We start from the raw sequence: 24,335 nt of genomic DNA on the forward strand, positions 1-24,335 counted from the left end.
GAGACTATTAAACTTGATGTAACGGATAGGGATATTACCCCACTGAGCTAAAAATGGAAAATGTGAGGCAAATGCGCGAGGACCTATACGGCTACGGGGACAACAGGTGTAGGGTGATATACGAGCAGAGGCCAGGCATACCAGTCCTACTCCTACACGGGTACAGCTTCACTAGCGATGTCTGGAGGGACATAGGGCTCCTAGACGAACTCGACGGGAGGAGGATCCCCTACCTCGCGGTAGACATGCCGTACGGCAAGGTCTCGAAGTGCATTAAACACACTAGGAGCCCCGTGGAGAACGTGGAGTTCGCCAAGAGCGCCTACAAGGCTTTCTTCGGCGAAGTCCCGCCCCTAGTCATAGGGGCGAGCCTCGGCGGCTACATCGCCATGAGGTACGCTGTGTCAAACCCTGTCGCGGGTCTACTACTAGTGGCGCCCGTCGGGGCAGGGGAGTTTGTAGACGCCTTCAAGAGGATGAAGGTGAGAATGAGGATATTTTACGGGGAGAGAGACGACGTAGTCGACTACGCCGAGCTGAGGACCTTCGCCTCAGCCACGGGTGGGGAGCTAGTGGTCTACGAGGGCGCGGGCCACGCGTTGTACCTAGACCAGCCTGGTAGGTTCCTCAGGGACTTCGCAGACTTCTACAACAAGATTCTGTCTAAACCTCCGTGAGCTGATATCGCACCTTTTTAAAACACCCTTGAGTCTCAGAGTGTTTAGAGAGCGTGGTCTACAGTGGTCGAGTACGCCGTCATAACACACACCGACATGGACGGTGTAGGGGGCGCCGGCATATACGCGCTGGCGTCGGGGGAGTGGCCTAGGTACGTCTACTTCACCGAGCCCTACAAGCTGCACAGGCTCCTCGGCGAGAAACTGAGCACGATCAAGGGGGTGGAGAAGCTGGTGCTGATAGACCTCGGGATCAACCCAGGCGGTTTCCCGGAGCTGGTAGGCTTGGCCAGAGAGCTTACGGCGAAAGGGGTGAGCGTCGAGTGGTACGACCACCACTTGTGGGACGACGAGTGGGTGTCGGCGGTAAGCGGGGCCGGCGTCAAGCTCTACCTCGACACGTCGACATGCGCGACCGGTGTCGTGTACAGGTACTACGCTGCGGGGAGGGTGAACAGGGAGATAGCCGAGGAGCTCGTCCCAGGTGTCTGCGCCGGGGACTTGTGGACGTTCGACCACTGGAGGGGGGGCTGGTACCTCAGGCTCATAAGGAGAGGCGACAGCGACTCGTGGAGGCTTAAGGTCATGAGAGAGGTCTTCAAGGGGAGGGCCTGGGCTAGTAGCTTCACAGAAAAAGTGGAGGAGGCAATGGACGGGGAGCTCAGGGCTTTATCCAGTGTAGAGAACATCGTCGTGAGAGAGGCAGACGGTGTACGCGTGGTCGCGGCTTACGAGAACAGCGATGTCGAGAACAGCTTCCTCGCAGCCTACCTGCTCACCAGGTACAGCGCCGACGTCGCCGTGATCGCATCGGTAGACGGAAAGCTGAGCCTGAGGAGTAGGAGCGTAGACGTCAGAAGGGTCGCGGTGAAGCTGGGTGGGGGAGGGCACATGTACGCCAGCGGCGCCAAGGTGACGATTCCCCTGTCGAGGAAGCTCCTCTCGATCGTAGACAAGAAGGCGCTCCTGAACTACGTAGCCGACAGGGTATACTCCGCTCTAGTCTGAGCCCCCGCACACCGGGGGCAACAGGTAGATCCTGCCGTCCACGCCCTCTACCTCGACGACTGCGCCCTCCACGTACATGAGGCTCACAGCCGAGGCTACCACCGCGTCCTCCTCGTCCCTCGTGAGCCTGCCCGGCAAGACCAAGCCTAGCTTGGACACCAGCTCCCCGAGGCCGCGGCACTTACTCGACTTTAGCGCACTCCTTGGGTGTGTCTCGAGCACGACTACGCCCATGCTACTCAAGCGCGAGGCGAGTCTCACCCCCCTCTCAACGAGCATGCTCATGCCCCTCCAGCCGGGCGGGAGCACCCTGAAGCCCAGCCTGACCATAACCCTGTCGACGTGCCTGTAGGAGGGGCTGTGCGAGAGAGGGGAGTCGATGGCGACAACCAGGGCTCTATGGCGCGTGAGGAAGTCTACTATCTCCTCGTCGCTGTAAAGCGACTCGACGCTTAGGTCTCTACCCGATATCACTGCTACGCCCGAGGGCCTCCGGTCACTCCCCCGCAGGTCTACGCCGGCTACTGTCACCATTTAACTCTAGGTCCCCTGTTGAACCCTATGAGCCTCGCGTACTCGTCGAACAGCTCCTCGACTCTACTCGCCCAGCTCCTAATCCCCTCTGGGCTCCTCGGGTACTCGTCCCTGTACAAGGTCGTAACCTTGTTCATGTAGTTCCTGACTATCCTCAGCTCACCCAGCAGGCTAGGCCTCCCGAGGAGCTTGATCACTGTGCTGATAGAGCTGACGACCCTGTCCCCCAGGCTGCCCTTTACGCCTATGTCGTATACGGCCGAGCCGTCTACCAGCCTGTTCCTTATTATCCAGTCGAAGTCGTCGTTTGACAGCCTCTGGAGGTACATGCGAAGGACGTCGAGACTGGCCTGTTTGACCCCGTACGCTTCCAGGTACTTCAAGTTCACCTCCCACATATTGCCCGTGTCCGGCTCCCCCTGCTCCAGGACGTTCGCCAGGTGCGTTGCTAGTATGTTCGCGGCCTCCATAGTCGACCCTATCCCGCCTCCGTGAACCGGGTTCACGGTGTACGCCGCGTCTCCCACGCTCCCTACGTTACTCCAGACCATTGTTGGGAGGGGCCTCCTCGTGGGCACTATGCCACCCCCCGCGTGGACTACCCTCCCCTTGAACCTATCCCTCAAGTACCTGTCGTAGTTGTGCCTCGGGTTGAACCCCGACCCTCCTATCACCCCGAGCCCGACGTTCACCACCGTGCCCTCTCTGTTCTTGGGGAACATCCACCAGTAGCCGCCGGGGGCGACTCTCGCGTTGAGGTATATGACGGCGTAGTGTATGTCCGCCTCGCTCACCCCGCTCTCGAGCTCGACGACCTCCCTGTACGCGAGGTTGAAGTCCGTCTCGTACGGCCTCTCGGAGATAGGCCAGTCCTCGGGTAGCCTGGTCCTCAGAGCAGGCCTCGCACCACTCGCGTCTATGTAGAACCTCGCCCTGAGGTCGACTACCCTGCCACCGGTCTTCTTCACCTTTACACTGCTCACCCTCCCTTCTCTCACCTCTACGCCAACCAGGAAGTGCTCGTCGTATAGCTCGACACCCCGGTCTAGGGCGTTTTTCAGGAGCCACTGCCCGAACCCGACCCTGTTGACGCTGATTCCTTCTCCTGGGACAATTATCTCGTGCTCCTCGCTGGGGCTCTTTATCTTCACACCCCTGTACCTGTGGTCTACCACGCTGTCGGGGATTTGTAGCCCGATGTGCTCGAAGTGGTGTACTCCGATCGCGTCGCCGCAGGTCTTGTCCCCGATCTTCCCCCTCGGCTTGCTCTCAACGAGGGCTACCTTGAAGCCCTTGTAGGCTAGCACGAGCGAGGAGTAGAGCCCGCCGACCCCTGCGCCTACCACGACTACGTCGTACACGCGAATACACCTCTGCACTGGGTGAGGCTAATCCCTGTTGAATGAAATAAGCTTTAAGCGGAGCTAGGGGGTCACGGGAGAGTCTTCAGCAACATGCCCTCCACGGTTATAACGGAGTACTTCGACGCCAGCGAGATGGCCTCCTCGAGCCTGCTCTCGCTGTTACTGTATATGGTGAACAGGGGGTCGCCCTTGTTGACCCTGTAGCCCACCTTCGCGTGGAACTGTACCCCGGCGCCCTTGTCGAACGGGGCCCCCGCCGCTCTAGCCACCATGGTTACCGCCGCGTTGTCGATGTACGTCACCGCCCCCTCTAGAGGCGACTTGAACGTGTAAGTGTACTTACCCAGCGGGACCTCCTCTGGTTTAATGTTCGGTTTGCCGCCCTGGGCCTCGATTATCTCCCTGAACTTCTCGTAGGCCTTGCCCGAGGAGAACAACTCCCTAGCGTAGCTCTCGCCCTGACCAGGCGGCACCTTCCCGCTCAACTCCATGGTCAAGCCGGCTATCAGGATAGCCTTGTCGACGAGGCTCCTCGACCCCCTCTTGTTCAACAGGGCCTCTAGTGCCTCCTTGGCCTCGAGGGCGGGCCCCACGCTCATGCCGATCGGCTGGCCCCCGAATGTTATGGCTACCTTGACCCTCATGCCTAGCTTTGCGGCCTGCCTTATGAAGAGGCCGGCCAACTGGTCTGCGTGAACCGGCTCCTCTATCTTCGCCTTCTTCCCGACGGGAATGTCTATAACTAGGGACTCGACGCTCATGGCGAGCTTCTTACTCAGTATACTCGCGACCATCTGGTGCCACGGGTCTATGGAAAGCTTCCTCTCCACGTTCACGAAGATGTCGTCTGCTGGGGCTAGGTTGAGCTTCCCGCCCCAGACCAGGAGCCCTCTCGTCTTCTTAGCGAGCTCTCTAATCTCTTCCGCTGTCAAGTCTACTCTTGCTAGGACCTCCATCGTGTCGGCCGTACCGGCCGGGCTGGTTATAGCCCTGCTACTAGTCTTCGGGATGAGTAGGCCGAACGACGCGACTATGGGTACCGCCACCATCGCGACCTTGCTGTTCCCCGGGACACCGCCGATACTGTGCTCGTCGAAAACGGGCTCGTCGAAGCTTATTTTCACTCCTGTCTCGACCATGGCCTTTATCAGGCTAGTGAGCTCGTCCTCGTCTAGGACGTAAAACTGTTGGCTGAGCAAGAAAGCGGCTATCTCGGCCTCGTCGTAGGCCCCGTTCACGACGTCCTTTATTATCGAGTACATCTCGTTGTAGCTCAGGCGCTCTCCCCGAATCCTCTTGAGCAGGGAAGCGTACGACCCGGGGAGGCCTGCGGGCTTGACCTGGACTGGATAGCCCTCTTTCAGGCCGAGCTTCTCGGCCAATTCAATGGACGCGAGAACCCTCCCCTTCGCTACCATGGTCTTGGTCAGCGTGACCGAGGCGTAGGCCTCTCTGCCCTCGTACTTGACCATGACCTTGGAGTGGGGTGTTAAACTCATCTCGAACGCGTCTTGCTCGTTCATGACTAGAAGAGGACTCCCCGTGGAAACCTCTAAGACGCTCACAGTAAAATTCCTGGCCTCCTTGGATACGAGCATTCCCACTACCCTCAAGACGGGCCGTAGGGGATACTTTTCTATCTCCTTAAGGGATTAAAAACCTGGTCAAGCGGGCTCTCCGAACACGGCCTCAGCCGGTCTCCTCCACGTCTATGCTCCCGTCCCTCATCAGGTAGATCTTGACCTTCTTCTTGAGTCTCGGGTAGCCAGCGCCTGCCTTGAAACGTAGAAGCCCGAATATGTAGTCGAAGTTCGCCTTGACTTTGACGCCCGCTTTGTCTGCCTCGTCGATGACCGTCCTGGGTACGTCCACTAGCCTGACTCCCTCGTCGAGCGTTATCACTTTCACGGCCATGATCTCCCGGTAGACCCTGAGAGTCTCGGCCGCGAGCTCTATCTTCCTGAGGGCCCTCTTCTCCGCGATAGCAACCGCCGACCTAGACATCCCCAGCCTAGAAGCGACCTCTGCCTGGGTGAGACCCTTGGCTCTCAGCTTCAAGACCTCGTACTGCTTCTCGGTCAAGAGGCCGTACTTTCCCATACTTACACCACTTACTGCTTTAATACACGGAGCGGCTCTATAAAGTGAAAGCTTTTATACTGAGGTGGCCTCCGATATGGGGTTGGTGGGACCATGTTGGAATGGAGTTAAGGTCTTCCCAAAGACCCGACCTCCTACCCAAGTCCTGGTACAACATAGTCCCAGACCTCCCGGAGAAGATACCTCCCTACATCCTGCCAGACGGAACCGTTGTGAAACCCGAGATGTTCCACGCCCTGTTCGCCAGGGAACTCGTCAGGCAGGAGTTCAGCGACGAGAGGTTCATTAAAATACCCGACGAGCTCTCCGAGTACTACCTTCAGGCCGGGAGGCCCACGCCGCTGCTGAGAGCGAGAAACCTCGAGAAGTACCTCGACACCTGCGCGAGGATATACTTCAAGTACGAGGGAGTCCTGCCGGCGGGCTCCCACAAGTTCAACACCGCGATAGCCCAGGCGTTCTACAACAAGCTCGAGGGCGTCAAGAGGCTCAGTACAGAGACTGGCGCCGGCCAGTGGGGTAGCGCCCTATCTCTAGCCGGTAGCCTAGTGGGCATCAAGGTAAGGGTCTTCATGGTGAGGGCGAGCTACAACCAGAAGCCCTTCAGGAGGATACTGATGGAGACCTACGGGGCCGAGGTCTACCCCAGCCCCTCCACTATAACCTCTTTCGGCAGGAAGCTACTCCAGGAGAACCCGGACCACCCGGGCAGCCTCGGCATCGCGATATCGGAGGCCATAGAGGACGTCATCAACAGCGGGGGAGAGGCCAAGTACAGCCTCGGGAGCGTCCTCAACCACGTCCTCCTACACCAGACCGTGATAGGGCAGGAGGCGATCAAGCAGTTGGAGGAGTTGGGTGTCGGAGTCGAGGACGTATCATACGTCGTGGGGGCTGTCGGCGGCGGGAGCAACTACGCCGGCCTGGCGTACCCCTTCCTCTACTACAGGCTTAGAGGGAAGACGAGCACCGTCTTCGTGGCTGTAGAGCCCAGAGCAGTGCCGTCAATGACCAGAGGGGAGTACAGGTACGACTTCGGGGACACTGCCGGGCTGACGCCGATGCTGAAGATGCACACGCTCGGGCACGACTTCGTCCCGCCCCCCATACACGCCGGGGGCCTCAGGTACCACGGGGTGGCGCCGTCGCTAAGCATACTCGTAAACCACAAGCTGGTGGAGCCCGTGGCGTACGGGCAGAGGGAGGTGTTCGAGGCCGGCGTCCTGTTCGCGAGGTTGCAGGGGATAGTGCCCGCCCCGGAGAGCGCCCACGCCGTGAAGGCCGTGATAGACATAGCGAGGAGGTACAGAGGATCCTGCGAGAGGCCCGTCATAGTCTTCAACCTCAGCGGGCACGGGCTACTCGACCTAAAGGGTTACGAGGAGTACCTCTACAACGCCCTACCGGACACGTAACTTTTATTTTTTCGAGAGTAGGAAAAACAACATGGGTAGGCTCTTGATCAAGAAGTGGAGGGTCTACACCCTCGAGCGGGGGCTTGGCTGGTTCGAGGTCTTCCTCTGGGTCGTCGCCAACCCCGTAGCCTCGGGCTTCACCTTCTTCACAGTCCAGATGCTGGGTACGCCCGGGCTCTACGGGGGCTCGAACCTACTGGCCTACCTCCTCGCGGGCCTGGTCTACGTCCCGGTGGTCCTCGCCTTCATGTACGTCGCGCTTAACGTCCAGAGGGCGGCCGCGCCCTACGTGCTGATATCCAGGGCCGTCTCTCCCGTCGTGGCCTTCATTGCGATCTGGTACTACATGGCCGCCAGCGGTGGTCTACTCTCTCTCGGCTTCCTCGTATACTACGGGTTCAAGGCGCTGGCGGGGAACGTCCTCTTGGCTGGGCTCGCCTCCGGCGACCAGCTCCTGGTGGACCTGGGCGTGGTGTTAAACCAGCCTTTGACGGAGCTCTACCTGGGCGTACTAGTTGTAGCGGCACTATTCATCCTCGCGAGCGTGGGGACTAGGCGGCTGAAGTGGGTCCTAGCCCCAATAGTAGTAACGCCGCTGTTAATCACGCTCGCGTACACGGTGGCCCTGTACCTCGCAGACCCTGGCACTATATACGAGAACTGGGCTAGAGCCACCGGTTTAAACCCCGTGCTACTCGAGGACGTCGCGTTGAAGGGGGCCCTCAGAGGGGTGACCCCTCTAACCCCGGCTCCTCTCGCGGCCGCCACCGGTGGTATGATGGTCGCCGCTCTCTGGGCTTACGCGGGGCTGGAGTCGGCCAGCTTCGTAGCCGGCGAGGTCAAAGACCCGGTGAAGTCGTACACGAGGGGCTACCCGCTCGGCTTCCTGACAGTCTTCGCTCTCTACCTCCTAGTCCCCTTCGTCGTCGAGACCAAGCTAGGGGTAAGCCTCGTCGCGTCGCACTCCTACCTCTACTACAACTACCGCGGAGTCTTGAGGAGCCTCAGCGGGAGACCCCTAGTACCCCCGTCGATCTTCGTGTACCTGTCCCTCTTCACCAGCGACAAGTACCTGATACTACTGGCTGGACTAGCGGCTTTCATGTGGTTCCTCAACACAGCTTACACAATCTGGCTGGCAGCAATTAGAATTTTATACGCCCTCGCGGTCGACAAAATGGCGCCTTCGTCGCTGGCAAGGGTGACCGGTGTCAGAGGCGTGCCTATAGTTGCTAACAATGTTGTCTTCTCGTTCGGGATAGTGGGACTCCTCCTAGGCTGCTTGACCGTGAAAGGCCTGATACCAGTCGCGTCTCTCCTGAAGCTCTTCGGCTTCAGTTACAGTATACTCGTCTGGTTGACAGGTCTCTCCCTCGCGGTTCTGCCCTGGACCCGGGGCGGCTTCTACGAGGGCCTACCCTTCAAGAGGCGCGTCTTCGAGACCGCTGTCGGCGCGGCCTGCTTCGCCTCGGGCTGGTTCATGCTGCTCTACTCCGGGTCTAATGTGAGTCTCGTAGAGGTCGTCGCAAACTCCTTCATAGGTCTGCTAGCGCTTGTATCACTGCTACTGGTGATGAGGAGGTTCTGGGCCCCCGAGGCGGTAACTACCTAATGTGACCGGGGCCCTCTGCTTCGTGGGGCTTCGGCGGCCAGCCGTAGCCTGTGTGGAGTAGAGTGGAAAGAGTGGAGGACAGGAGTGTTGCCAAGGCCAGTACTAGGTGTACCAGGGGGTTCAGCAGTAGGCTCGTGTAGGGGAATTGCTGCACGTTCGACGAGCCAAGTATCAGCCTCCCAGCCGAGGTAACGTGGTCTAGGCTGAAGGACAGGCTCGCGACAGCCCTCGTGAAGAAGTAGCTGTAGAGACCCAGGAACACCGCCGAGGAGACCGCGCCCACCAGCCCTCCCGTGAAGCACAGCCTGAGCTGGGTGGTGTAGTCCTCACCCTCTAATAGGGCGAGCAGCAGGTTAGCCCCGCTGAACACCATGTAGACGGTGAACAAGACGAGGGGTGCGGCCATGTAGCTCGTTCTGTCGAGCTCGTCTACCGTTATCGGCGTGCCGTAGTAGGTGACCCGGTAGTAGGAGAACGCGACTAGGCCGTCGAGGACCCCGTAGACCCGGTAGAGCGGTAGCACTAGTGCGAGGACCATGTAGACTCCGTAGAACAGGGTGAGGAACCCTGTGACGTAGTGGATCTTCCTGTACCTCTCCTTCTCAGTGGCTACAGGACTCGACTCTCCCAACCCAGACCACGCTCTCGTTCCCGTAGTAGTAGGAGACTCTTACGTATGCGTAGTCGAATACCCCCTGGAGCTCCAGCCTGTACGTCTTCAGAGGCTGTACTGTCACGTCAAAGGACTCCTCCCGGCTGTGCACAAGGTTCACTAGGCCGGCCCACGTGGAGTTCACGTAGGTGACTTTTACCGAGACGTTCTCGAGGGGGAAAGGCAGGGTGTTCTCCACGAGCAGGCTACAGCCCTCTACCTTCACCGCTGGCTTGAGTAAAGCGAAGTGTACCGGGTAGTAGCCTATGAGGAGTCCCTTGTCGAGCTTCGCGGTCAGGTTCACGTAGAAGTAGTTTAATCCGGCCTGGAAGAGCTCCTTGTACAAGCTTGTTGGTACACCGACCTCCACCCTGCTACCGTTGACCACCTCTGCGAAGGTGCAGGGGTAGACGCCTACCGCGCTTATACTGCAGTTAGAGACGCCGACTATAGTAGTGTTGAAGGTCGTGTAGTCCAGTGTGAGAGCCGTGTAGTCCCCCGAGATCTCGTAGCCTGCGAGCTCGAGGCTGGGGGCTTGGAGGACGGTTCTATAGGGCGGCTGGCCCACCACGTAGAGGGCTGTGAACACCGCGTAGAGTGTTACGAACAGGACGAACAAGGTGGTCTCCAAGTTCAGGGGCTGGAAGAGTCTCCTCAAATCCCAGAGGGGTACGAACAGCGGGGTCGTAAGGAACACTGCCAGTGGGAGCCACACCTCCAGCGGTATAACAAGGACTGCTCTGTACTTGACAGCCTTCTCCGGGAATGGCGGGTCTGGAGCCGGGTTGAAGTCCCCCTTCGTCAAGACAGTTCCCCCGGCTACTTCGACCACCCTGTGTATCACGCAGTGGAATAAGCCTGTACAGTAGATCACAACGTCGCCTTTCGAGAAGCCCGTCAGCCAGACGGCGGTGCTCAATACCAAGTCGCCCGGCTTGAGAGTAGGGTACATAGAGTAGCCGGCGACCAGGCTGAGGGCAAGAGGCAGGAAGCCTAGATAGGGGGCTAGGAACGCCGTGCTCAGGAGTATCGCTACAACTAGTAAGGGCAGGTCCCTCGGGTACATGATAGCACCGTGAAGGTTGATAGAGATGATAAAAAAGTGGTTTTATAGAGTCGTGTTTACGGCGGTGTCTCGGTGGACGGGCTGTAGACTAGGAGTAGCTGTGCGTTAACTGACGCAGGTAGCTGATAGCCCTCTGGTATGTACACGTAGACGTCGAGCTCTATCGCGTTACCCGCCGTAATCGCTATCTGGGGGGTCTGCGAGGTGGTGGTCAGGTCGAGGCTGGTGTGATAGCCCGACGGCGTGGGCGTCGGGTGGCCCGAGAGGCTCCTAGCCGCACCCTTGCTGTACACGTAGAGGACCAGCTTGGAGTTAGCCGGTAGACCCGAAGCGGTGGTTACGACCTTCAGGGTCACGTAGTATGTCTTCGAGTCTCCGTTCACTATGAGGCTGATGTTCTTGTAGTACGACACCTGGTAGGTTGGGTGTATAGTTATCTCGAGGCTAGTCTTGTTAGACCCGAGGTTGACGGCTATGGTGTTGGCTCCGCCTAGATCCGGTTGGTTGGCGTTAGTGCCGTATTCGAAGTAGACAGGTGGTGCTACGGGGCTGACGGCCACTGAAACCGGGTAGTACACGAAGACGCTGGCGAAGACTATGCTTGTGAAGACTGCTACTGCAACTAGGGCTAGTATTCTCCTGTCGAACCTCATACTGAGCACCACTAGGGGTTTGTATCACGAAATAATCTATAAATTCGCCTTTTAAGCTTTGTGCCCTGTAAGGCCTGTAGGCACCTCCTCCAGGCCCCGGAAACAGTTTTATTTTTCGAGGCACTCAATATTTTCTGTCAAACATTAATGTGATAGTGATGCCGGACCTGGTCAGCGACGCTATAGGGGTTGTCGAGGGGCTAGCCATAGCCTACATGGCTATTCTCGCTATAGGTTTGACGGGCTACATCCTGTACAGGCCTAAGAGGGAGGGCGTGAAGGCGAGCAGCTTCGAGATCGTCGTAGTCTCCAAGGCCGACGAGAGGGTGAGGAAGAGCCTGTTCGAGACGGTCCGCTACCACGCGAGGAGGTTCGGAGGCGTAACGCTGGTAGTAGACGAGGAGTCTCCGCTACTACCCGAGCTGAGGAGGCTCGGGCACGTCAAGCTCGTGGTCGTCCCCAGGTGGTACAGGAGGGACCTCGTCGGTAAGGGGAGGGCCCTCAACTACTTCATCGAAAACTACGTGGACAGGGAGAAGTGGTACGTCTTCATAGACGACGACAACATTATACTAGACGACAACTTCCTCTACGAGATACCCTACTACGAGTCTAGGGGTGTTTTCGTCGGGAACGGCGTCCTCGTGCCGAGGATGGGTAGGAGCAAGCTGGCCTACGTCATGGACTGGGTCAGGTTCCTAGACGACGTAACCCTGTACAGGTTCTTCACAGGCCTGCTCGGGAGGCCGCTCCTAGGGCTACACGGCGAGCTACTCATAGTGAAGGGGAGGGTGTTGAAGGAGGTGGGGTTCAGCTACAGGAGCATCACCGAGGACTTCAGGTTCTCTGTAGAGCTCGTCAAGAGGGGGTACAGGACGTGGCAGAGCAGTACGAGGGTCCTCATCAAGAGCCCCAACAGCATAGCCGACCTGATCAAGCAGAGGGGGAGGTGGTTCAAGGGGGTCATCTCGGACGTCAAGCACAGCCCCCTGCCCATGAAGCTCGTTGTAGGGTTCAGGGCGTTCTTCTGGAGCCTAGTCTTCACCGCGTCCTGGGCGATGCTACCGGCTGTACTGGCAGCAGGTATATTCTGGTTCATACTACCAGCCGGCCTATACTACGCGTCGGCGTACCTCTACGGCTCATACAAGGCTGGAGAGCCCGTACTCGTCTTCACCATCCCCTTATTCGGCTTGATCGAGGCCTCCGCGAGGATCTACGGGCTTCTAGCCGTGAAGGACTTCATCGTCATAGACAAGAATTAAATAGGCTTGTAGAGAAAATTAGTCAAGGTGAGTAAAGTGAAGCCTTTTAGACTGAAGCACGAAGAAGTGACACTCTATTTCGGGGAGAACTCTCTCGAGAAGGCCGCGTGGTTTCTCGAGGGTAAGAAGAAGGTAGGTATAGTTATGGGCCGCCAGTCGGCAAAGGTCTCCGGTGCCCTCGACGACCTCTTTAATATTCTGAACGAGAGGGGGGTCGAGCACGTTGTCTTCAGCGACGTGACTCCGAACCCGTACCTTAGCCAGGCGCTCCGAGCGGGCGAGCTGTTCTGGCGGGAGAGCGTTGACGCAGTGGTGGCTGTAGGCGGGGGCAGCGTGATCGATGTAGCGAAGGTCGCCTCGGTGATAGCCGTGGCCGGGTCGAGGTTCGAGGACCTACTGAAGGGGGCCAAGCCGAAGAGGAAGCTCCCACTACTCGCCGTCAACCTGACCCACGGCACTGGCACTGAAGTCGACAGGTACGCTGTCGTCACCGTCGACGAGACGAAAGAGAAGCACGGTCTTTCGGTGACCTACCCGGACGTCAGCGTGGACGACCCCAGGTACACCCTTACGCTCAGCTTGGAGCAGACCATTTACACGAGCCTCGATGCTTTCTACCACGCCTACGAGTCCGCTACGTCCACTGTCTCCTACCCCTTAGTCGAGACGCTGTCGTACGAGGCGATCGCGATAATAGGCGAGAAGCTCCCTAGGCTAGTCAACAACTTGAAGGACATAGGTCTAAGGACGAGTATGCTCTACGCTAGTATGCTGGCGGGTCTGAGCATAGACATGGCGTCTACTCACCTCGTCCACGGGATAGAACACGTCCTCAGTGGCTTCGAGCCCAGGCTAGCCCACGGAGCGGGCCTAGCGTTGCTGGGGCCAAGGGTGGTCTACTACACCCACAAGGTTCTCCCAGAGGTGTCCGCGAGGCTACTCAAGCCTATAAACCCGTACATCAAGCCTGTCGCCGAGGACGCCGAGAGGGCTATGAAGAGCGTAAAGGCCTTCCAGGAGCGAGTCGGCTTCAAGGAGAGGCTAAGCGACTACGGCTTCACGGAGAAAGACGCGGGTAGAGTCGCGGAGTTCTTGTTCAGCAGACTGAAGTACATGGTTGGGAACACGCCCTTCCCTGTCACCGAGGAGGTAGTCAAGGACGTGTTCTTGTCGGCTCTGTAGACCCCTCGAGTTTTGCCCCCCGTCCTCACCCCACGCTTTTTCCGCACATAGGACCCTTCGGGCATCAGAAACAGCTCACTGGACACGAGAGGAGTTGGCCATTGTGGCAACAACTGTGGTTCTACTCATCACACTGGTGGGCCTTCTGACCCTGCTACTAGTCCTTCCCTCGCTCAAGCTCATCGGTGCGACCCGACCGTGTTATCCTCTACGGGTGGACTCTCGTAGCTTGGGCGGCCATTTAAGGCTAATCAAGGTAGACGGGTACGACCTCGCCCTCCTCGAACCCCTCACTACCCTCCTCTAACCTGATGTACGAGTTCGTCTCCGCTAGGCTTCTCAACAACCCGCTACCCCTCAACATGAACGGCTCCACTAGCGGTAGCCCCCCGACGCCGGCTGTCAACGTGCTTCTCACGAACGTGGTGTAGCCCGCCTGGTTAGGCAGTCTCCTCGTGAGCTTGGCGTAGACGATCAGGTTGCCGAGCCCCTTTAAGCCAAACGCTTCCACGAGCGCCGCCTTAAAGACCCCCTCCAGGCCGACCCACGCAGCCAGGGGGAAGCCGCTGAGGTGGAGCACGGGCTTCCCGTCGACCACCGAAGCACTGGTCGGCCTACCGGGCCTCATCGCCACCCCCCTGAAGACCCAGGCCCCGCCCCTCTCGACGAGGTCGTAGACCAGGTCTCCCTCGCTAGGGCCTGTTCCCCCGGTGGTTATGACAATGTCGTTCAACGCGAGCGCCCTGGTTACGAAGTCAGCGAGCAGGTGTAGGTCGTCGGGTATGACGCCGTAGTACCTAGCCTCAATGAACGGGAGCCTCCTCAAGTATGACAACACAACGTATCCCGTTGAGTTGAAGACACGGCCTCCCTCCAAACCAGCTGTGCCGGGGCCGGGCTCGACGACCTCGCTACCTACAGTTACCACGCCTACTCTCAGTCTCCTAAAGACTCTTACAGTGCTGTAGCCAGAAGCGTATATGATGGGTATCTTCCTGAAGTCGAGGACTGTTCCAGCCCTGACCAAGACCTCGCCTCTAGCGAAGTCTTCAGCGCGCCTCGAGACGTTAGAGCCCTGGGCTACTGGCTTGTACACGAGTATCTTCCCGCCGACCCTCTTCACGTCTTCCTCCATGACCACGGCGTCGGCCCCGCTCGGCAGGGGTGCGCCGGTACTGATCGGTCTAGCCTTACCAGGGCCTATGACGGGGGCGTCTACCAACTCCAGCTCGGCGGGATTGAACACGCTGGCACTATACGTGTCGGAGCTGACGACCGCGTACCCATCCACCGCACTCCTATCGAAGCCCGGGTGGTCTACTAAGGCGACGACGTCGCCTGCTAGGACTCTACCATAGGCCTCTGCCACGTCTACTTCTTCCACGTCCAACTCTATCTTCGCTAGTACTCTCGCTAGTCTAGAGACAGCCTCGTGTATGCTGACCAGCTCTTTAATGCCTTTCACTCCCAACGTAAACACCTTGCGTGCTGTTTGCTCTATAATTAGGGTACCCAGGTAATTTATCGGTTCAGAGTAGTCTTGCCAGGAAATCTCTCAGCCTGGTATAGAAGACGACGTAAGCCCCGAGTATCCAGCCGAGTACAGGGATGCTCCTGGAGATCCTTACCAGGAAGGAGAGCTCTACGTCGCTTAGTGCGTTGAGGGCCGCCAAGAGTACGCTGTAGAAGAGGGCCGTGAACGTAAAGCCGAGTACGAGTCTAGCAACGGAAAGCGCCAGGAGCATTGTTAGGGGGATTGAGGCGAGGACGGAGAGCACAGACGCTACAGCTGTCTTCAGGTACTTCGAGTACTCCATCCTAAACCCGGAGCCCTCTAGGTATGAGAGCTGGTAGACTAAGACGGGTATACTGGCCAGGGCGCTGGCTATAGCCAGCCCGGCTACGCCGAGGGTTAGGCCCAGACCTAGGTAGAGGAGGACGCCAGAGACCAGCGATATCGTGTTGGAGAGCAGGATCACCCGCTTGACACCGTAAGCCTGGATCACACTGCCCGCGACGACGCTGAAGGGCCATAGGAGTAGAGAGACGGATATTACTGTATAGTAGAAGCCTGCTTCAGCATACTCCGGGCCGTACACTGTCCTGATTACGTCGCCGGAGTACAGGATCGAGATTAGGGATAGCGGTAGTGTGAGGGCGAAGAGGGTCGCTAGCACCGCCTCGACTATGCCTTTAAAGCCCTCCTCGTTCTTCGACTGGTGGACGAAGAGCGGGAGGAGGGGTGTTGCCAGAGCCCCGTAGACCGCTCCTATAGCGCCCAGGAAATTGTATGCGGCGTTGAAGTAGCCCGCCACGCTGTTGCCGACCACGCCCATGGGGGCCGTTATGAACCCTAGTAAGTAGCTCTGGAGCCTCGCGACAACAGCTCCAGCCACGCTCCCCGTGTAGACCGTCAGCGCGTACCCGACGACCTCGTTCATCTCGAAACCGCAGCCACGCGACGACAAGACGTCCTTTACCAAAGTTAGTGATACTGTGATACCCACCACGTAGGAGACGGCTAGGGCGAGTATCGCGTTTTCAACTGTTGGACCCACTAGACTGAAAAGTGCCAGTACTGCTGCCAGCCTCGCGAGTGGTTGGGCTATGACCACTATAGTCCTGGACCCCGCCCTCCCCAGGCCGACCATGAGGCTAGCGGCGTCTGCGACGAGTACTTGGGGGACTAGCACGAGAGTATAGAGGGAGACGTAGAGTCCGATACCGCTCCTGCTACTCAGGGCTTGACCTAGAGGCTCCGCCAGTAGGAGAGCCGGGGCTACAACCGATAGGGACAACGTGAGCTTGAGTAGGAACGCTCTCTTAGCCAGCGAGGCGACCCGGCAGACCTGCCCTCTACTAGCGTAGAGGGAGGAGTACCTCAGCACCGCCGCGTCTATCCCGAAGTCTGTGAGCAACGACAACACGCTTACGGGTATAGACGCCAGGTTGTAGAGGCCGTAGTTGGCAGGACCAAGTAGCCTGGCCACGACCATTAGTGTAACGACTTGGACTAGTAGATAGACGATTGTTGAGGCGGCGTAGAGGAGGGCGTGAGCGCCGGCCCTCTCTACGGTGTACTCTAGCTCGCTCATTTAAACCCCTATTCGAGAGGCCAGGATAGAATATTTATCGCCTTCTCTTAAAATGAGTTAGGTGCCCTAATGAAGCTGGGAGAGCTCACGGAGAGGCTCTTCATCGAGGGCGTGCTACGCAATTACCTCGGTAAGAGACCGCCCTTCTCGCGGCTCGGTTTCCCAGACGACGCAGTGGACTTCCTGCCGCTAGCTCCTAGGATCGTAGTCTCAGTCGACGCCTCCTCTATCGCGAGCGTTAAACTCCCTTGGAGGAGCCTCGGGGACGCGGCTTGGGCTATCGCTACGGGGGCTGTTAGCGACCACATCGCCAAGGGCTCGAGACCGGCTTACGCGCTCGTCTCGCTCGGGCTGAGCCCCGACCTGGACCTGTCCGAGGCGAAGGCCATTGTCCGCGGGCTGAGCGAGGCCTTCAACTACTACGGTGTGAGCTGGGTTGGTGGCGACACTAACAGTTCAAGGGACCCCTGGATATCAGTGACGATGATCGGCTTCACTACAGCCAAGAGGCCCCCGCCCAGGAGCGGCGCTAGGCCCGGAGACGCCGTGGTCGTCACGGGGAGGTACGGGGCGATGGGCTACGTAGCCCTTAGAGGTGTAGAGGAGGCCTCGAGAACCACCTGGGTTGTCGAGAAGACGAGGAGGCCCCTCGTGGACGTGAGGGTGGGGACTGTGATCGCCCTCAACTACAAAAGCATCCACGCAAGCATGGACGTGAGCGACGGGCTGGGGTTCACCATCATGGAGATCTCTAGGTTGAGCGGGGTCGGCTTCAGGGTCGAAAAACCGCCTCTAGTCTTCAAGGAGGTCTACGAGCTCTGCGAGGGGAGGCTCCAGTGCTTGTACGAGCTGTCCTTGAACGGGGGAGAGGAGTACGGGGTAGTCATGACCGTGAGCAAGGAGGGTCTCGGCAACGTCGTCGAAGACCTTGAGTCCTACGGCGTGGAGTACGAGGTGATAGGCGAAGTCGTAGAGGGCTCCGGGCTCAAACTAGAAGGGGTCAACAAAGTAGCTATCTACGGCTGGGACCAGTTCGGGGGCTACGTGAAATCCGCCTGACTACACGAGACACCCCCGTTTAAAAACTAGACGCCACGGGAGTTAATTCTGGCGAACCATATGTGGCTCTATATAGCCGGTCTAGCGCTAGCGACACTGGGCGTCATGGACTTACTGGTCAACATCGTAGCTGTCAGGTTGCTCAACTTCACCCTAATCGAGCTCGGTATACTCAACGCCTTGTGGACCGCCGCGGTCATTCCCTCGCTGAGACACTCGAACGTGCTCTCAAACGCCGGTTTAACCAAGAGGCCTACCTTGATAGGCTTCTTGGTGTTCGCTTCCTTCTTCCCTCTCTTCTACATGTCTGTCATGTGGAAGAGTGCGACCTTGCTGTACACGGCGTACGTGCTCCACGCGGTCACGTACTCGTACGTAAAGACAGGCTGCCAGACGGCTGTTCTCGAGTCCTACCCAAGCCACCAGTGGTCTCACTACAGCAGGAGGCTCGCACAGCTGGCCGTCCTATTCGAGGGGCTACTTTTGCTGGGTATCTCCAGGGTGTGGAGTAGCCTATTGGAGGCCTGGTACTTTCAGCTCATAGCAGTATTCGTATTAGCCGGTAACGCCCTCCTAATACTGGAGATACCGCAGCCGTCACTGCGCTTCGAGAAAATACTGACTAGAATAGAGAGCTACCTGAAGAAGGGCCTTACAAGGATACACGGTTACCTGACCATTTCCAGCCTGGACTACGCGGATGGCGAGAAAGTCAATACTATCATTGAGAGGTTTGTCAAGGACGGGATTAGTTTGAGTCTCATCGCCGCTGCGCTGGCCGCCTTCAGGGTCGGTAACGAGTACCTGTTCACGCCTCTACCATTCGTATTCATACGATTAATGGGCCTCAAGACCCCTGACGTCATCACCTTATACGGGGTGGGGAAGATGATCGGGTTCACGGTAATGCTCGTCCTACCGCCGAAAGTCGTTAGCAAAGGAGCCTTCACTCTGGCCACTCTAATCAAGATCGTGAGCGTGGTGGGGATCATATTCTGGAGGCCTGACCTCGGCTTCTCCTCGGTTCTCCTGGCGGCGATCTACATCTCTAACCTGGTGATCGACACGACGATTTACACCCTTTACGTAACTACGACGAGCGGGAGTAACGTAGGCCTGTTCAACATGGTAGCCGAGGCCTCAAGCCTGGTAGGCACCCTGACGTCTGGCTTCGTTATGACTATCCTAGGGCTCAACACGACGGTGTTTCTACTAGTGATACTCAACCTAGTACCGTTGCTCCTAGTGAAAAAAGGTTGGTAGGCGTTAGAAGACTAGCTGGCTCTAGACCTTATGACTATCTTCTGGGCGACGATCATGGAGCTCGGTATTAGGACTGTCAGTCCGTCCCTCCTCTTAACGACTGTGAACATAGACCCTATGTCCTCTACTGTAACCTCGCTCTCGCCAGCTATGTCGACCACATCCCCTATCTTGAACGGCCTCGCCAGTAGAATGAACATGCCCGCCACGGCCTGGCTCAGCACGTTCTGAGTGGCGAAGCCCACCACTAAGCCTATGAAGCCTCCAAGGGCCACCCCGGCCGCCCCGCCTGCCACACCACCGGCTATACCCGCGAGGAGGCCGCCGATACCCAGTATCCTGATCATGCTCCTCACGGCTGCTGCCGTGGACTTGCCGTACTTGGGCAGTGTCATGGCGTAGAAGAGCGAGGCCACAGCGTTTACGATCATCCAACCGAGCACCAGCAACACTATTATGTAGACGTACACCGCGTAGTCCTTTAAAGTCAGGAAGCCACCTAATTTCGTGGCCTCGTAGAGCATGCTGAGGCCCTGAGTGAAGAACCACTGGAGGACGCCCATCACGAGGCTACTAAGATCGCGTAGAGTATTACCCTGGTCATAGCCTTTGAGACGGGCTCCTCTGCCAAGGTCCCCCCTGTTATTTTTCCTCACGGGTAAAATTTAAACTTTGCGGCCAAGAAACAGGTGGTCAGCGCCCGCTTTAAGTCTATCATGTCATCGCTCGAGGCTACATTCCCGGGTTCTTCTTCATCCCACCTACTTCTTACATCCTGCTCCTGATAAAGCTTAGTACCCTTGTCACCGACCTGGCTAGGTGCCTAAAGGGCTTTACGAGGGCGTCGGCAACAGACACGAGGACGAACTTTAAGGTCGTGGCCAGACCGCGGCTAGCGTATAACTCGGTCGCTTTGACCCAGTCCACCTGCCCGACTACGTAGACTACGATGACCGTCAACGCGATGAGCAGGAGTGTGGACAGCCAGAGTGGGAGGCCCAGTTTCTCCTCGAACAGGTTTAACACTGTCCTCCCGTAGACGACGGCCAGTATCGAGTGGACTATTTTGCCCAGGAACACGGCGATCGCGTACAAAGCAATGCTGTAGGACGCGAACCCCATCGGTATCAAGACGACGTCGTCGGGGGCTGGTGTAATAGCCACGAACAGGATTGCGAAGAAGCCCGCCACCCTGTGCCTGGAGGCCAGGTACGACCAGTTCCTGACAGTCCTCGAGGCGGGCGATATGCTGCTAAAGCCCCTGCCTATAAAGTAGATGATGATCTTGCCCAGTCCAGCACCTATCCCGCTGACGACCGCTATGAGGACCAAGCTCCTGAAGTCTGTGAACCGCGAGGCGTAGACGACTATGTACACCAGGTAGGGTAGAGCAACGAAAGGGATAGAGTTCGACACGAGCGAGACAAAGAAGACACCGTAGAGCCCCGTACTCCTCAGCACTCTCTCGGCGAGCGCGAATACCTCGTCCACCACTCTGTGGAAGGGCATGTCGTTTCTCCTTTTCTTACAACAACAGCTCTCCGCGCTTCTCTACGGTATATGAAGGGTATTATACTCAAATAAGCTTATAGACAGTCGTAGCGCGGCCGGTGGCACGCCGGATGATGATCAGGCTCTACACTGGCGTGGTCTACGAGTCGATCGCCTCGACGTACGTAGACGGCGCGGTCTACCACACGCCCTTAGGGTTCCGGGTCTCCGGCCACCTTTTGAGGGCGAGGCTCTACCCGGAGACGAGGCTCTACAGGGTCGTAGACCAAGTGAGGTTCGTTGTGCTGAACCTGGCTAGGAACCCTTTCTACTACTTGGCCTCCGCTTTCAAGGGCCGCGTCGAGACCCGCCTAGAGTTCGTGGACGCCCGCTGCGTTAAGGCGCCGCGCCTAGTCGGGGCTGAGGCGTATATAGAGACGCTCGTCACCGGTGTACGGCCCTCCAACGGCGTCAAGGTAGTAGACCTCGAGCCTCTATGCGTAGACTTGGGGGAGGCCCTCACCCCCTACTCCAGGGCCGACGCCGCGCTGATCGAGATGATCGTGTACGCGACGAAGGTACCCGTCCTCAGGGAGAAGGGCGACGTGGAGGGCTCGAGCTACTACACCACGCTCTTCAATGTGGTGAGGGGGATAATAGGGAGGGTGTCCGATAACAAGCTGTATAAGGACGCGGTGGAATTCCTCGGTAGAGTGGTGTCGGGATGAGCAGAGGCGTCGAGGTGTCGGCCCCGTCGCGTCTGCACTTCGGGCTGGTGAACCCGCACGGCGTGGCCCCTTACAGGCTGTACGGTAGCGCCGGAGTGGCAGTGAAGAGCCCGCGCGTAGTAGTGGAGGTCTACCCGAGCGACCGCTTCGAGCTACCGCCTGTACTGGAGGAGGGTGAGAAAGCTACGCTGGCGAGCGTGTTGCGTGGTAGGGGCGTCAGGGGCGTAAGAGCCGTCGTAAGAGAGGTCCCTCCCAGGCACGCTGGTTTCGGGACCACTACTCAGCTACTCCTGTCAATTGCCGTGGGCGCCCTGAGGCTCCACGGCATAGAGTACAGCCCCCTAGACCTGGCGTGGGAGCTGGGTAGGGGGAGAGTGTCCAGTATAGGGGTATACTCCTTCATGAGAGGCGGTTTCATAGTGGACGCGGGGCGGGGTAGGAGTACGCGTATAGCCCCACTCGCCGTCAGGCTGGACTTCCCCGAGGAGTGGAGGTTCGTGCTCATCCTGCCGAGGGGCACAGGGTTGAGCGGTGAAGAAGAGGAGAGGGCGATGAGGAGGCCCAAGTTCTACGAGGTGGCTAGAGTTCACGAAGCAGCGTGGCTCTTACACTACGGGCTAGTCCCCGCTGTCATCGAGAGAGACCCGTCCACCTTCGCCGAGGCGCTGGGCAGGCTGCAGGAGCTCGTTGGCGGCTTCTTCCAGGAGGAGCAGGGCGGCTTGTTCAATCCGGCCTCCGCGAAGGTGGTCGAGCACCTGGAGAAGCTGGGTGTGAGAGGTTACGGTCAGAGCTCGTGGGGGCCCCTGATCTACGTCTTCGCGGAGAGCGAGGGCAGAGCTAGGGAGGTAGCTGACTCGGTATCGAGGTTAGGCGAGTACAGGGTCTGCGTAACAGGGGCGGACAACAGAGGTGCCGTGATTAGGGAGGTCTAGTCGCTCTAGAGGGACGTGAGTATCACGTAGAGGGATATCAACACGAGGGCGAGCCCTGTAAGGAAGTTCAACACGCTTGAGTTACTGGAGAGCCACTTCGCAAGCCTCTTCTGCCTCACGGCACTCTTTACTACGACCAGTATCACAATGAGAGGTAGGACGAAGATCAGGTTGTAGAGCAGGAGGAGTGCGATCGCTAGCATTGGCGCCACGCTCTTGAGGATTGCCGCGAAGACAGCGTATGGCCCAGCCGTACACGGTAGTAGAACCGTGACAGAGATTATAGCGAGGAGGACTGCTGTAAGGTAAGAGACGCTACTCGAGACGTTGATCCCGAGCCTCTCGCACCACCCGCACTTCAACTTCTCCAAGGAAGATGGCGTGCTCGGCCTCAGCGTATTGTAGACGCCTATTGCGAGTGCTACGAGTGCGAGGGGGAGTGGGTTAACGACTCTCGCGAAGTGGTATAGACCCAGGCCTAGTAGGAAGTAGCCAATATAAATGAGTAGTATGAAGAGTATGGGTGGTCCGTAAGACCTTCTCTTCCCGCTAATAGAGGTGGTCGCGAGGCTGAAGAAAGTCACTAGCTCGCACGGGTTGACGGAGTCGAGTAGGCTGAGGAACACCAGTGATGGTATCAAAGCGAGGTAGTCCACACCGCTCACCGCCACGCTGACCATGGGACCCGTACTACCGTGGCTGTAGAAGACGTCGTACTTCTCTAGTAGCGCCTGTTGCGACGCCCCTGTAACGTTGCTCACCTCAAGAAGCTTTTTGTTGAAGATGACGTAGGCTTTCACCGTAGTGGAGTTGTTGGGCGCCAGCAGAGGGTCAAGTATACTGGGGCTGTTTACCGTGTAGTTTGATATCTCCCCCATTACGACTCCGGATATAGTGTTGTCGACCACGAAGAGTGTTATTGGCACCGCCTCGTAGCCCTCGTAGAAGTCCCTCGCGATGTTCTCGTAGCACCTCTGGCAGGAGCTGTTGGACGATATGTCACAGAAAGTTACGTCGGACCCGAAGAGGCTGCTCAGGTAAGCGTAGGTGTTTCTACAGTGAGGGCACCTCGGGTCTCCGTAGATGATGATCTGCCTCCCAGCCTCCGACCAGGCCTGGTAAGCCAACGCGAGAACCGATATCACCAGGAAGACCAGCGCTAGAGCTAGAACCCTCATACCCGCCCCTTCTACTCTATCGTGATTCAGCTCGACATTTTATCTTTTCACACCTTTTTAGGTGTCCAGACCCGTGCTTAGTGTAGTGTGTAAATAGAGGCCAGGATTACGCCTAGCAAGGAGGGTGCTAGAGAATACTTGGCCATGACGTCGAGTGCCTGCTCGACCCTCAGCCTGCCCATTGAAGCCCTCAGTAGGCTCGACGCCAGGAATACGAGCGCCATCTTGGCCGCGAGCAGTACCAAGCCCTGGACTGAGAGGTGGGGGTAAGGGTAGGGGCCTCCGAGGACCAAGTAGACTATCGACAGCATGGTGACGGAGTATTCGATGTCGTGGAACAGCCTGGCCAGCCCGAGAACGGGGCCCGAGAACTCGGTCTCGAAACCCGCTATGATCTCCTGCTCCGCCTCGGGTACGTTGAACGGGTTGAGCATCGCCCTTGCCTGCAGCGTCACGAGGGACGAGACAAGGGACAAGACCATTAAGGGGGCCGTTAGCGGGTTAGCCCAGTACATGTAGACCGACCTTGACGTGGCGTAGATGCTGTAGCCGGGGTCTACCCCGCTCGAGAGCACCATTGGTATTAGGAGCGAGGCGAAGTACGCTGGCTCACAGACCGTGACGAAGCTCAGTATTCTAGAAACTCCCACCACGGTGTAGGGACCGGGCATCGAGAGGCTGGCAAAGATCAGCAGGAGTGGTGACACTAAGCAACAAAGGTACATGTATATGAAGAAGTCGAAGGGCGCCGATATAGCGTAAGGGTTGAGCGGTGTGAACAGGACGGCCACTACTAGGGACGATATCCCGAGTGCCAGCAAGGACTCGGCTAGTCTCGGCATCGAATACCTGTTGGCCACCACCTCCTTGTCTCTGACCAGCTTAAGCAAGTCCGCGAACGGCTGGAGCACACCGCCCGGTCCCGTATACGACGGGCCCATCCTCCGCTGCATTCGGGCCACTACCTTCCTTAAAGCGTATTCTACGAGCAGCGAGAACACGAACAGGAATAGCAGGCCGGGGAAGACGAGCGCCGTGAACACGAGCATTAAGTAGTCCAT

At 58.1% G+C, this 24,335-nt stretch carries 23 protein-coding genes; 10 read left to right on the forward strand and 13 right to left on the reverse strand.

The genetic code is table 11. The features are described from left to right. The first annotated feature begins 71 nt into the window (after nt 1-71). Nucleotides 72-677 carry an alpha/beta fold hydrolase gene (locus tag TCELL_RS06370; RefSeq protein ID WP_048163360.1) on the forward strand — a complete coding sequence of 202 codons (606 nt, stop codon included), beginning with the start codon at nt 72-74 and terminating at the stop codon, nt 675-677. A 63-nt stretch (nt 678-740) separates the two neighbouring features. Continuing rightward, a complete protein-coding gene (locus TCELL_RS06375; protein ID WP_014737917.1) occupies nt 741-1,685 on the forward strand; it encodes a DHH family phosphoesterase in 945 nt (314 codons plus the stop codon). Here TCELL_RS06375 and TCELL_RS06380 read toward each other — a convergent pair. The 4 genes from TCELL_RS06380 to TCELL_RS06395 form a co-directional block, all read right to left on the reverse strand. Next, nucleotides 1,677-2,219: a DUF429 domain-containing protein gene (locus tag TCELL_RS06380; RefSeq protein WP_014737918.1), complete on the reverse strand. Its 543-nt coding sequence runs from the start codon at nt 2,217-2,219 to the stop codon at nt 1,677-1,679. The genes TCELL_RS06375 and TCELL_RS06380 overlap by 9 nt on opposite strands. Next, nucleotides 2,213-3,580 (reverse strand): geranylgeranyl reductase family protein, encoded by a 1,368-nt coding sequence (locus tag TCELL_RS06385; protein WP_014737919.1) that lies wholly within the window; start codon nt 3,578-3,580, stop codon nt 2,213-2,215. Before TCELL_RS06385 ends, TCELL_RS06380 begins: the two co-directional genes overlap by 7 nt. Nucleotides 3,581-3,651: 71 nt before the next feature. Further along, on the reverse strand, nt 3,652-5,181 hold the full coding sequence (locus tag TCELL_RS06390; protein ID WP_014737920.1) for an AMP phosphorylase: 1,530 nt from the start codon (nt 5,179-5,181) through the stop codon (nt 3,652-3,654). Between the two features lie 91 nt (nt 5,182-5,272). After that, nucleotides 5,273-5,683, reverse strand: coding sequence for a Tfx family DNA-binding protein (locus TCELL_RS06395; RefSeq protein ID WP_014737921.1), 411 nt, complete (start codon nt 5,681-5,683; stop codon nt 5,273-5,275). A 101-nt stretch (nt 5,684-5,784) separates the two neighbouring features. Here TCELL_RS06395 and TCELL_RS06400 point away from each other — a divergent pair, with 101 nt between their 5' ends. Continuing rightward, entirely contained in the window at nt 5,785-7,098 is a 1,314-nt protein-coding gene (locus TCELL_RS06400; protein ID WP_014737922.1) for a TrpB-like pyridoxal phosphate-dependent enzyme, read from the forward strand. A gap of 31 nt (nt 7,099-7,129) precedes the next feature. After that, nucleotides 7,130-8,710 (forward strand): APC family permease, encoded by a 1,581-nt coding sequence (locus TCELL_RS06405; protein WP_014737923.1) that lies wholly within the window; start codon nt 7,130-7,132, stop codon nt 8,708-8,710. Here the strand turns inward: TCELL_RS06405 and TCELL_RS06410 are convergent. From TCELL_RS06410 to TCELL_RS06420, 3 genes are read right to left on the reverse strand one after another with little or no spacing between them, the layout of a single operon-like run. Beyond that, complete coding sequence (locus TCELL_RS06410) at nt 8,703-9,341, reverse strand: hypothetical protein (protein WP_014737924.1); 639 nt, start codon at nt 9,339-9,341, stop codon at nt 8,703-8,705. The two genes, TCELL_RS06405 and TCELL_RS06410, sit on opposite strands and share 8 nt — an antisense overlap. After that, nucleotides 9,313-10,428, reverse strand: a complete 1,116-nt coding sequence (locus TCELL_RS07360; protein ID WP_014737925.1) for a signal peptidase I — start codon at nt 10,426-10,428, stop codon at nt 9,313-9,315. The genes TCELL_RS06410 and TCELL_RS07360 overlap by 29 nt, the downstream gene beginning before the upstream one ends. Nucleotides 10,429-10,484: 56 nt before the next feature. Then, a complete protein-coding gene (locus TCELL_RS06420) occupies nt 10,485-11,081 on the reverse strand; it encodes a hypothetical protein (RefSeq protein WP_048163365.1) in 597 nt (198 codons plus the stop codon). Between the two features lie 158 nt (nt 11,082-11,239). Between TCELL_RS06420 and TCELL_RS06425 the strand changes: the two genes are divergently transcribed. Then, nucleotides 11,240-12,346: a glycosyltransferase family 2 protein gene (locus TCELL_RS06425; RefSeq protein ID WP_048163368.1), complete on the forward strand. Its 1,107-nt coding sequence runs from the start codon at nt 11,240-11,242 to the stop codon at nt 12,344-12,346. Between the two features lie 27 nt (nt 12,347-12,373). Beyond that, on the forward strand, nt 12,374-13,528 hold the full coding sequence (locus TCELL_RS06430) for an iron-containing alcohol dehydrogenase (protein ID WP_014737928.1): 1,155 nt from the start codon (nt 12,374-12,376) through the stop codon (nt 13,526-13,528). Nucleotides 13,529-13,775: 247 nt separating this feature from the next. Here TCELL_RS06430 and TCELL_RS06435 read toward each other — a convergent pair whose 3' ends face one another. Continuing rightward, on the reverse strand, nt 13,776-14,993 hold the full coding sequence (locus TCELL_RS06435; protein ID WP_014737929.1) for a molybdopterin molybdotransferase MoeA: 1,218 nt from the start codon (nt 14,991-14,993) through the stop codon (nt 13,776-13,778). Nucleotides 14,994-15,057: 64 nt separating this feature from the next. Then, complete coding sequence (locus tag TCELL_RS06440; RefSeq protein ID WP_014737930.1) at nt 15,058-16,623, reverse strand: oligosaccharide flippase family protein; 1,566 nt, start codon at nt 16,621-16,623, stop codon at nt 15,058-15,060. 69 nt (nt 16,624-16,692) lie between these two features. Here TCELL_RS06440 and TCELL_RS06445 point away from each other — a divergent pair, with 69 nt between their 5' ends. Further along, nucleotides 16,693-17,682: a thiamine-phosphate kinase gene (locus TCELL_RS06445; RefSeq protein WP_014737931.1), complete on the forward strand. Its 990-nt coding sequence runs from the start codon at nt 16,693-16,695 to the stop codon at nt 17,680-17,682. 60 nt (nt 17,683-17,742) lie between these two features. Continuing rightward, the gene (locus TCELL_RS06450; RefSeq protein WP_014737932.1) at nt 17,743-18,945 is read left to right on the forward strand and encodes a hypothetical protein; all 1,203 of its coding nucleotides are present in this window, start codon (nt 17,743-17,745) and stop codon (nt 18,943-18,945) included. A gap of 11 nt (nt 18,946-18,956) precedes the next feature. Here TCELL_RS06450 and TCELL_RS06455 read toward each other — a convergent pair whose 3' ends face one another. Together TCELL_RS06455 and TCELL_RS06460 are read right to left on the reverse strand one after the other, a co-directional pair. Continuing rightward, nucleotides 18,957-19,508 (reverse strand): mechanosensitive ion channel domain-containing protein, encoded by a 552-nt coding sequence (locus TCELL_RS06455; RefSeq protein WP_014737933.1) that lies wholly within the window; start codon nt 19,506-19,508, stop codon nt 18,957-18,959. Between the two features lie 205 nt (nt 19,509-19,713). Next, complete coding sequence (locus TCELL_RS06460) at nt 19,714-20,454, reverse strand: VTT domain-containing protein (protein WP_014737934.1); 741 nt, start codon at nt 20,452-20,454, stop codon at nt 19,714-19,716. A 113-nt stretch (nt 20,455-20,567) separates the two neighbouring features. On the opposite strand from TCELL_RS06460, the gene TCELL_RS06465 reads away from it, so the two are divergent. After that, complete coding sequence (locus tag TCELL_RS06465) at nt 20,568-21,164, forward strand: DUF447 domain-containing protein (RefSeq protein ID WP_014737935.1); 597 nt, start codon at nt 20,568-20,570, stop codon at nt 21,162-21,164. Continuing rightward, nucleotides 21,161-22,096 carry a beta-ribofuranosylaminobenzene 5'-phosphate synthase family protein gene (locus TCELL_RS06470; RefSeq protein WP_014737936.1) on the forward strand — a complete coding sequence of 312 codons (936 nt, stop codon included), beginning with the start codon at nt 21,161-21,163 and terminating at the stop codon, nt 22,094-22,096. Before TCELL_RS06465 ends, TCELL_RS06470 begins: the two co-directional genes overlap by 4 nt. Before the next feature lie 5 nt (nt 22,097-22,101). Here the strand turns inward: TCELL_RS06470 and TCELL_RS06475 are convergent, their stop codons facing one another. Then, the gene (locus TCELL_RS06475; protein WP_014737937.1) at nt 22,102-23,274 is read right to left on the reverse strand and encodes a cytochrome c biogenesis protein, region; all 1,173 of its coding nucleotides are present in this window, start codon (nt 23,272-23,274) and stop codon (nt 22,102-22,104) included. Nucleotides 23,275-23,351: 77 nt separating this feature from the next. After that, a complete protein-coding gene (locus TCELL_RS06480; protein ID WP_014737938.1) occupies nt 23,352-24,335 on the reverse strand; it encodes a complex I subunit 1 family protein in 984 nt (327 codons plus the stop codon).

Origin of the sequence: Thermogladius calderae 1633 (assembly GCF_000264495.1) — an archaeon.
GTDB classification, from domain to species: Archaea; Thermoproteota; Thermoprotei_A; order Sulfolobales; family Desulfurococcaceae; genus Thermogladius; species Thermogladius calderae.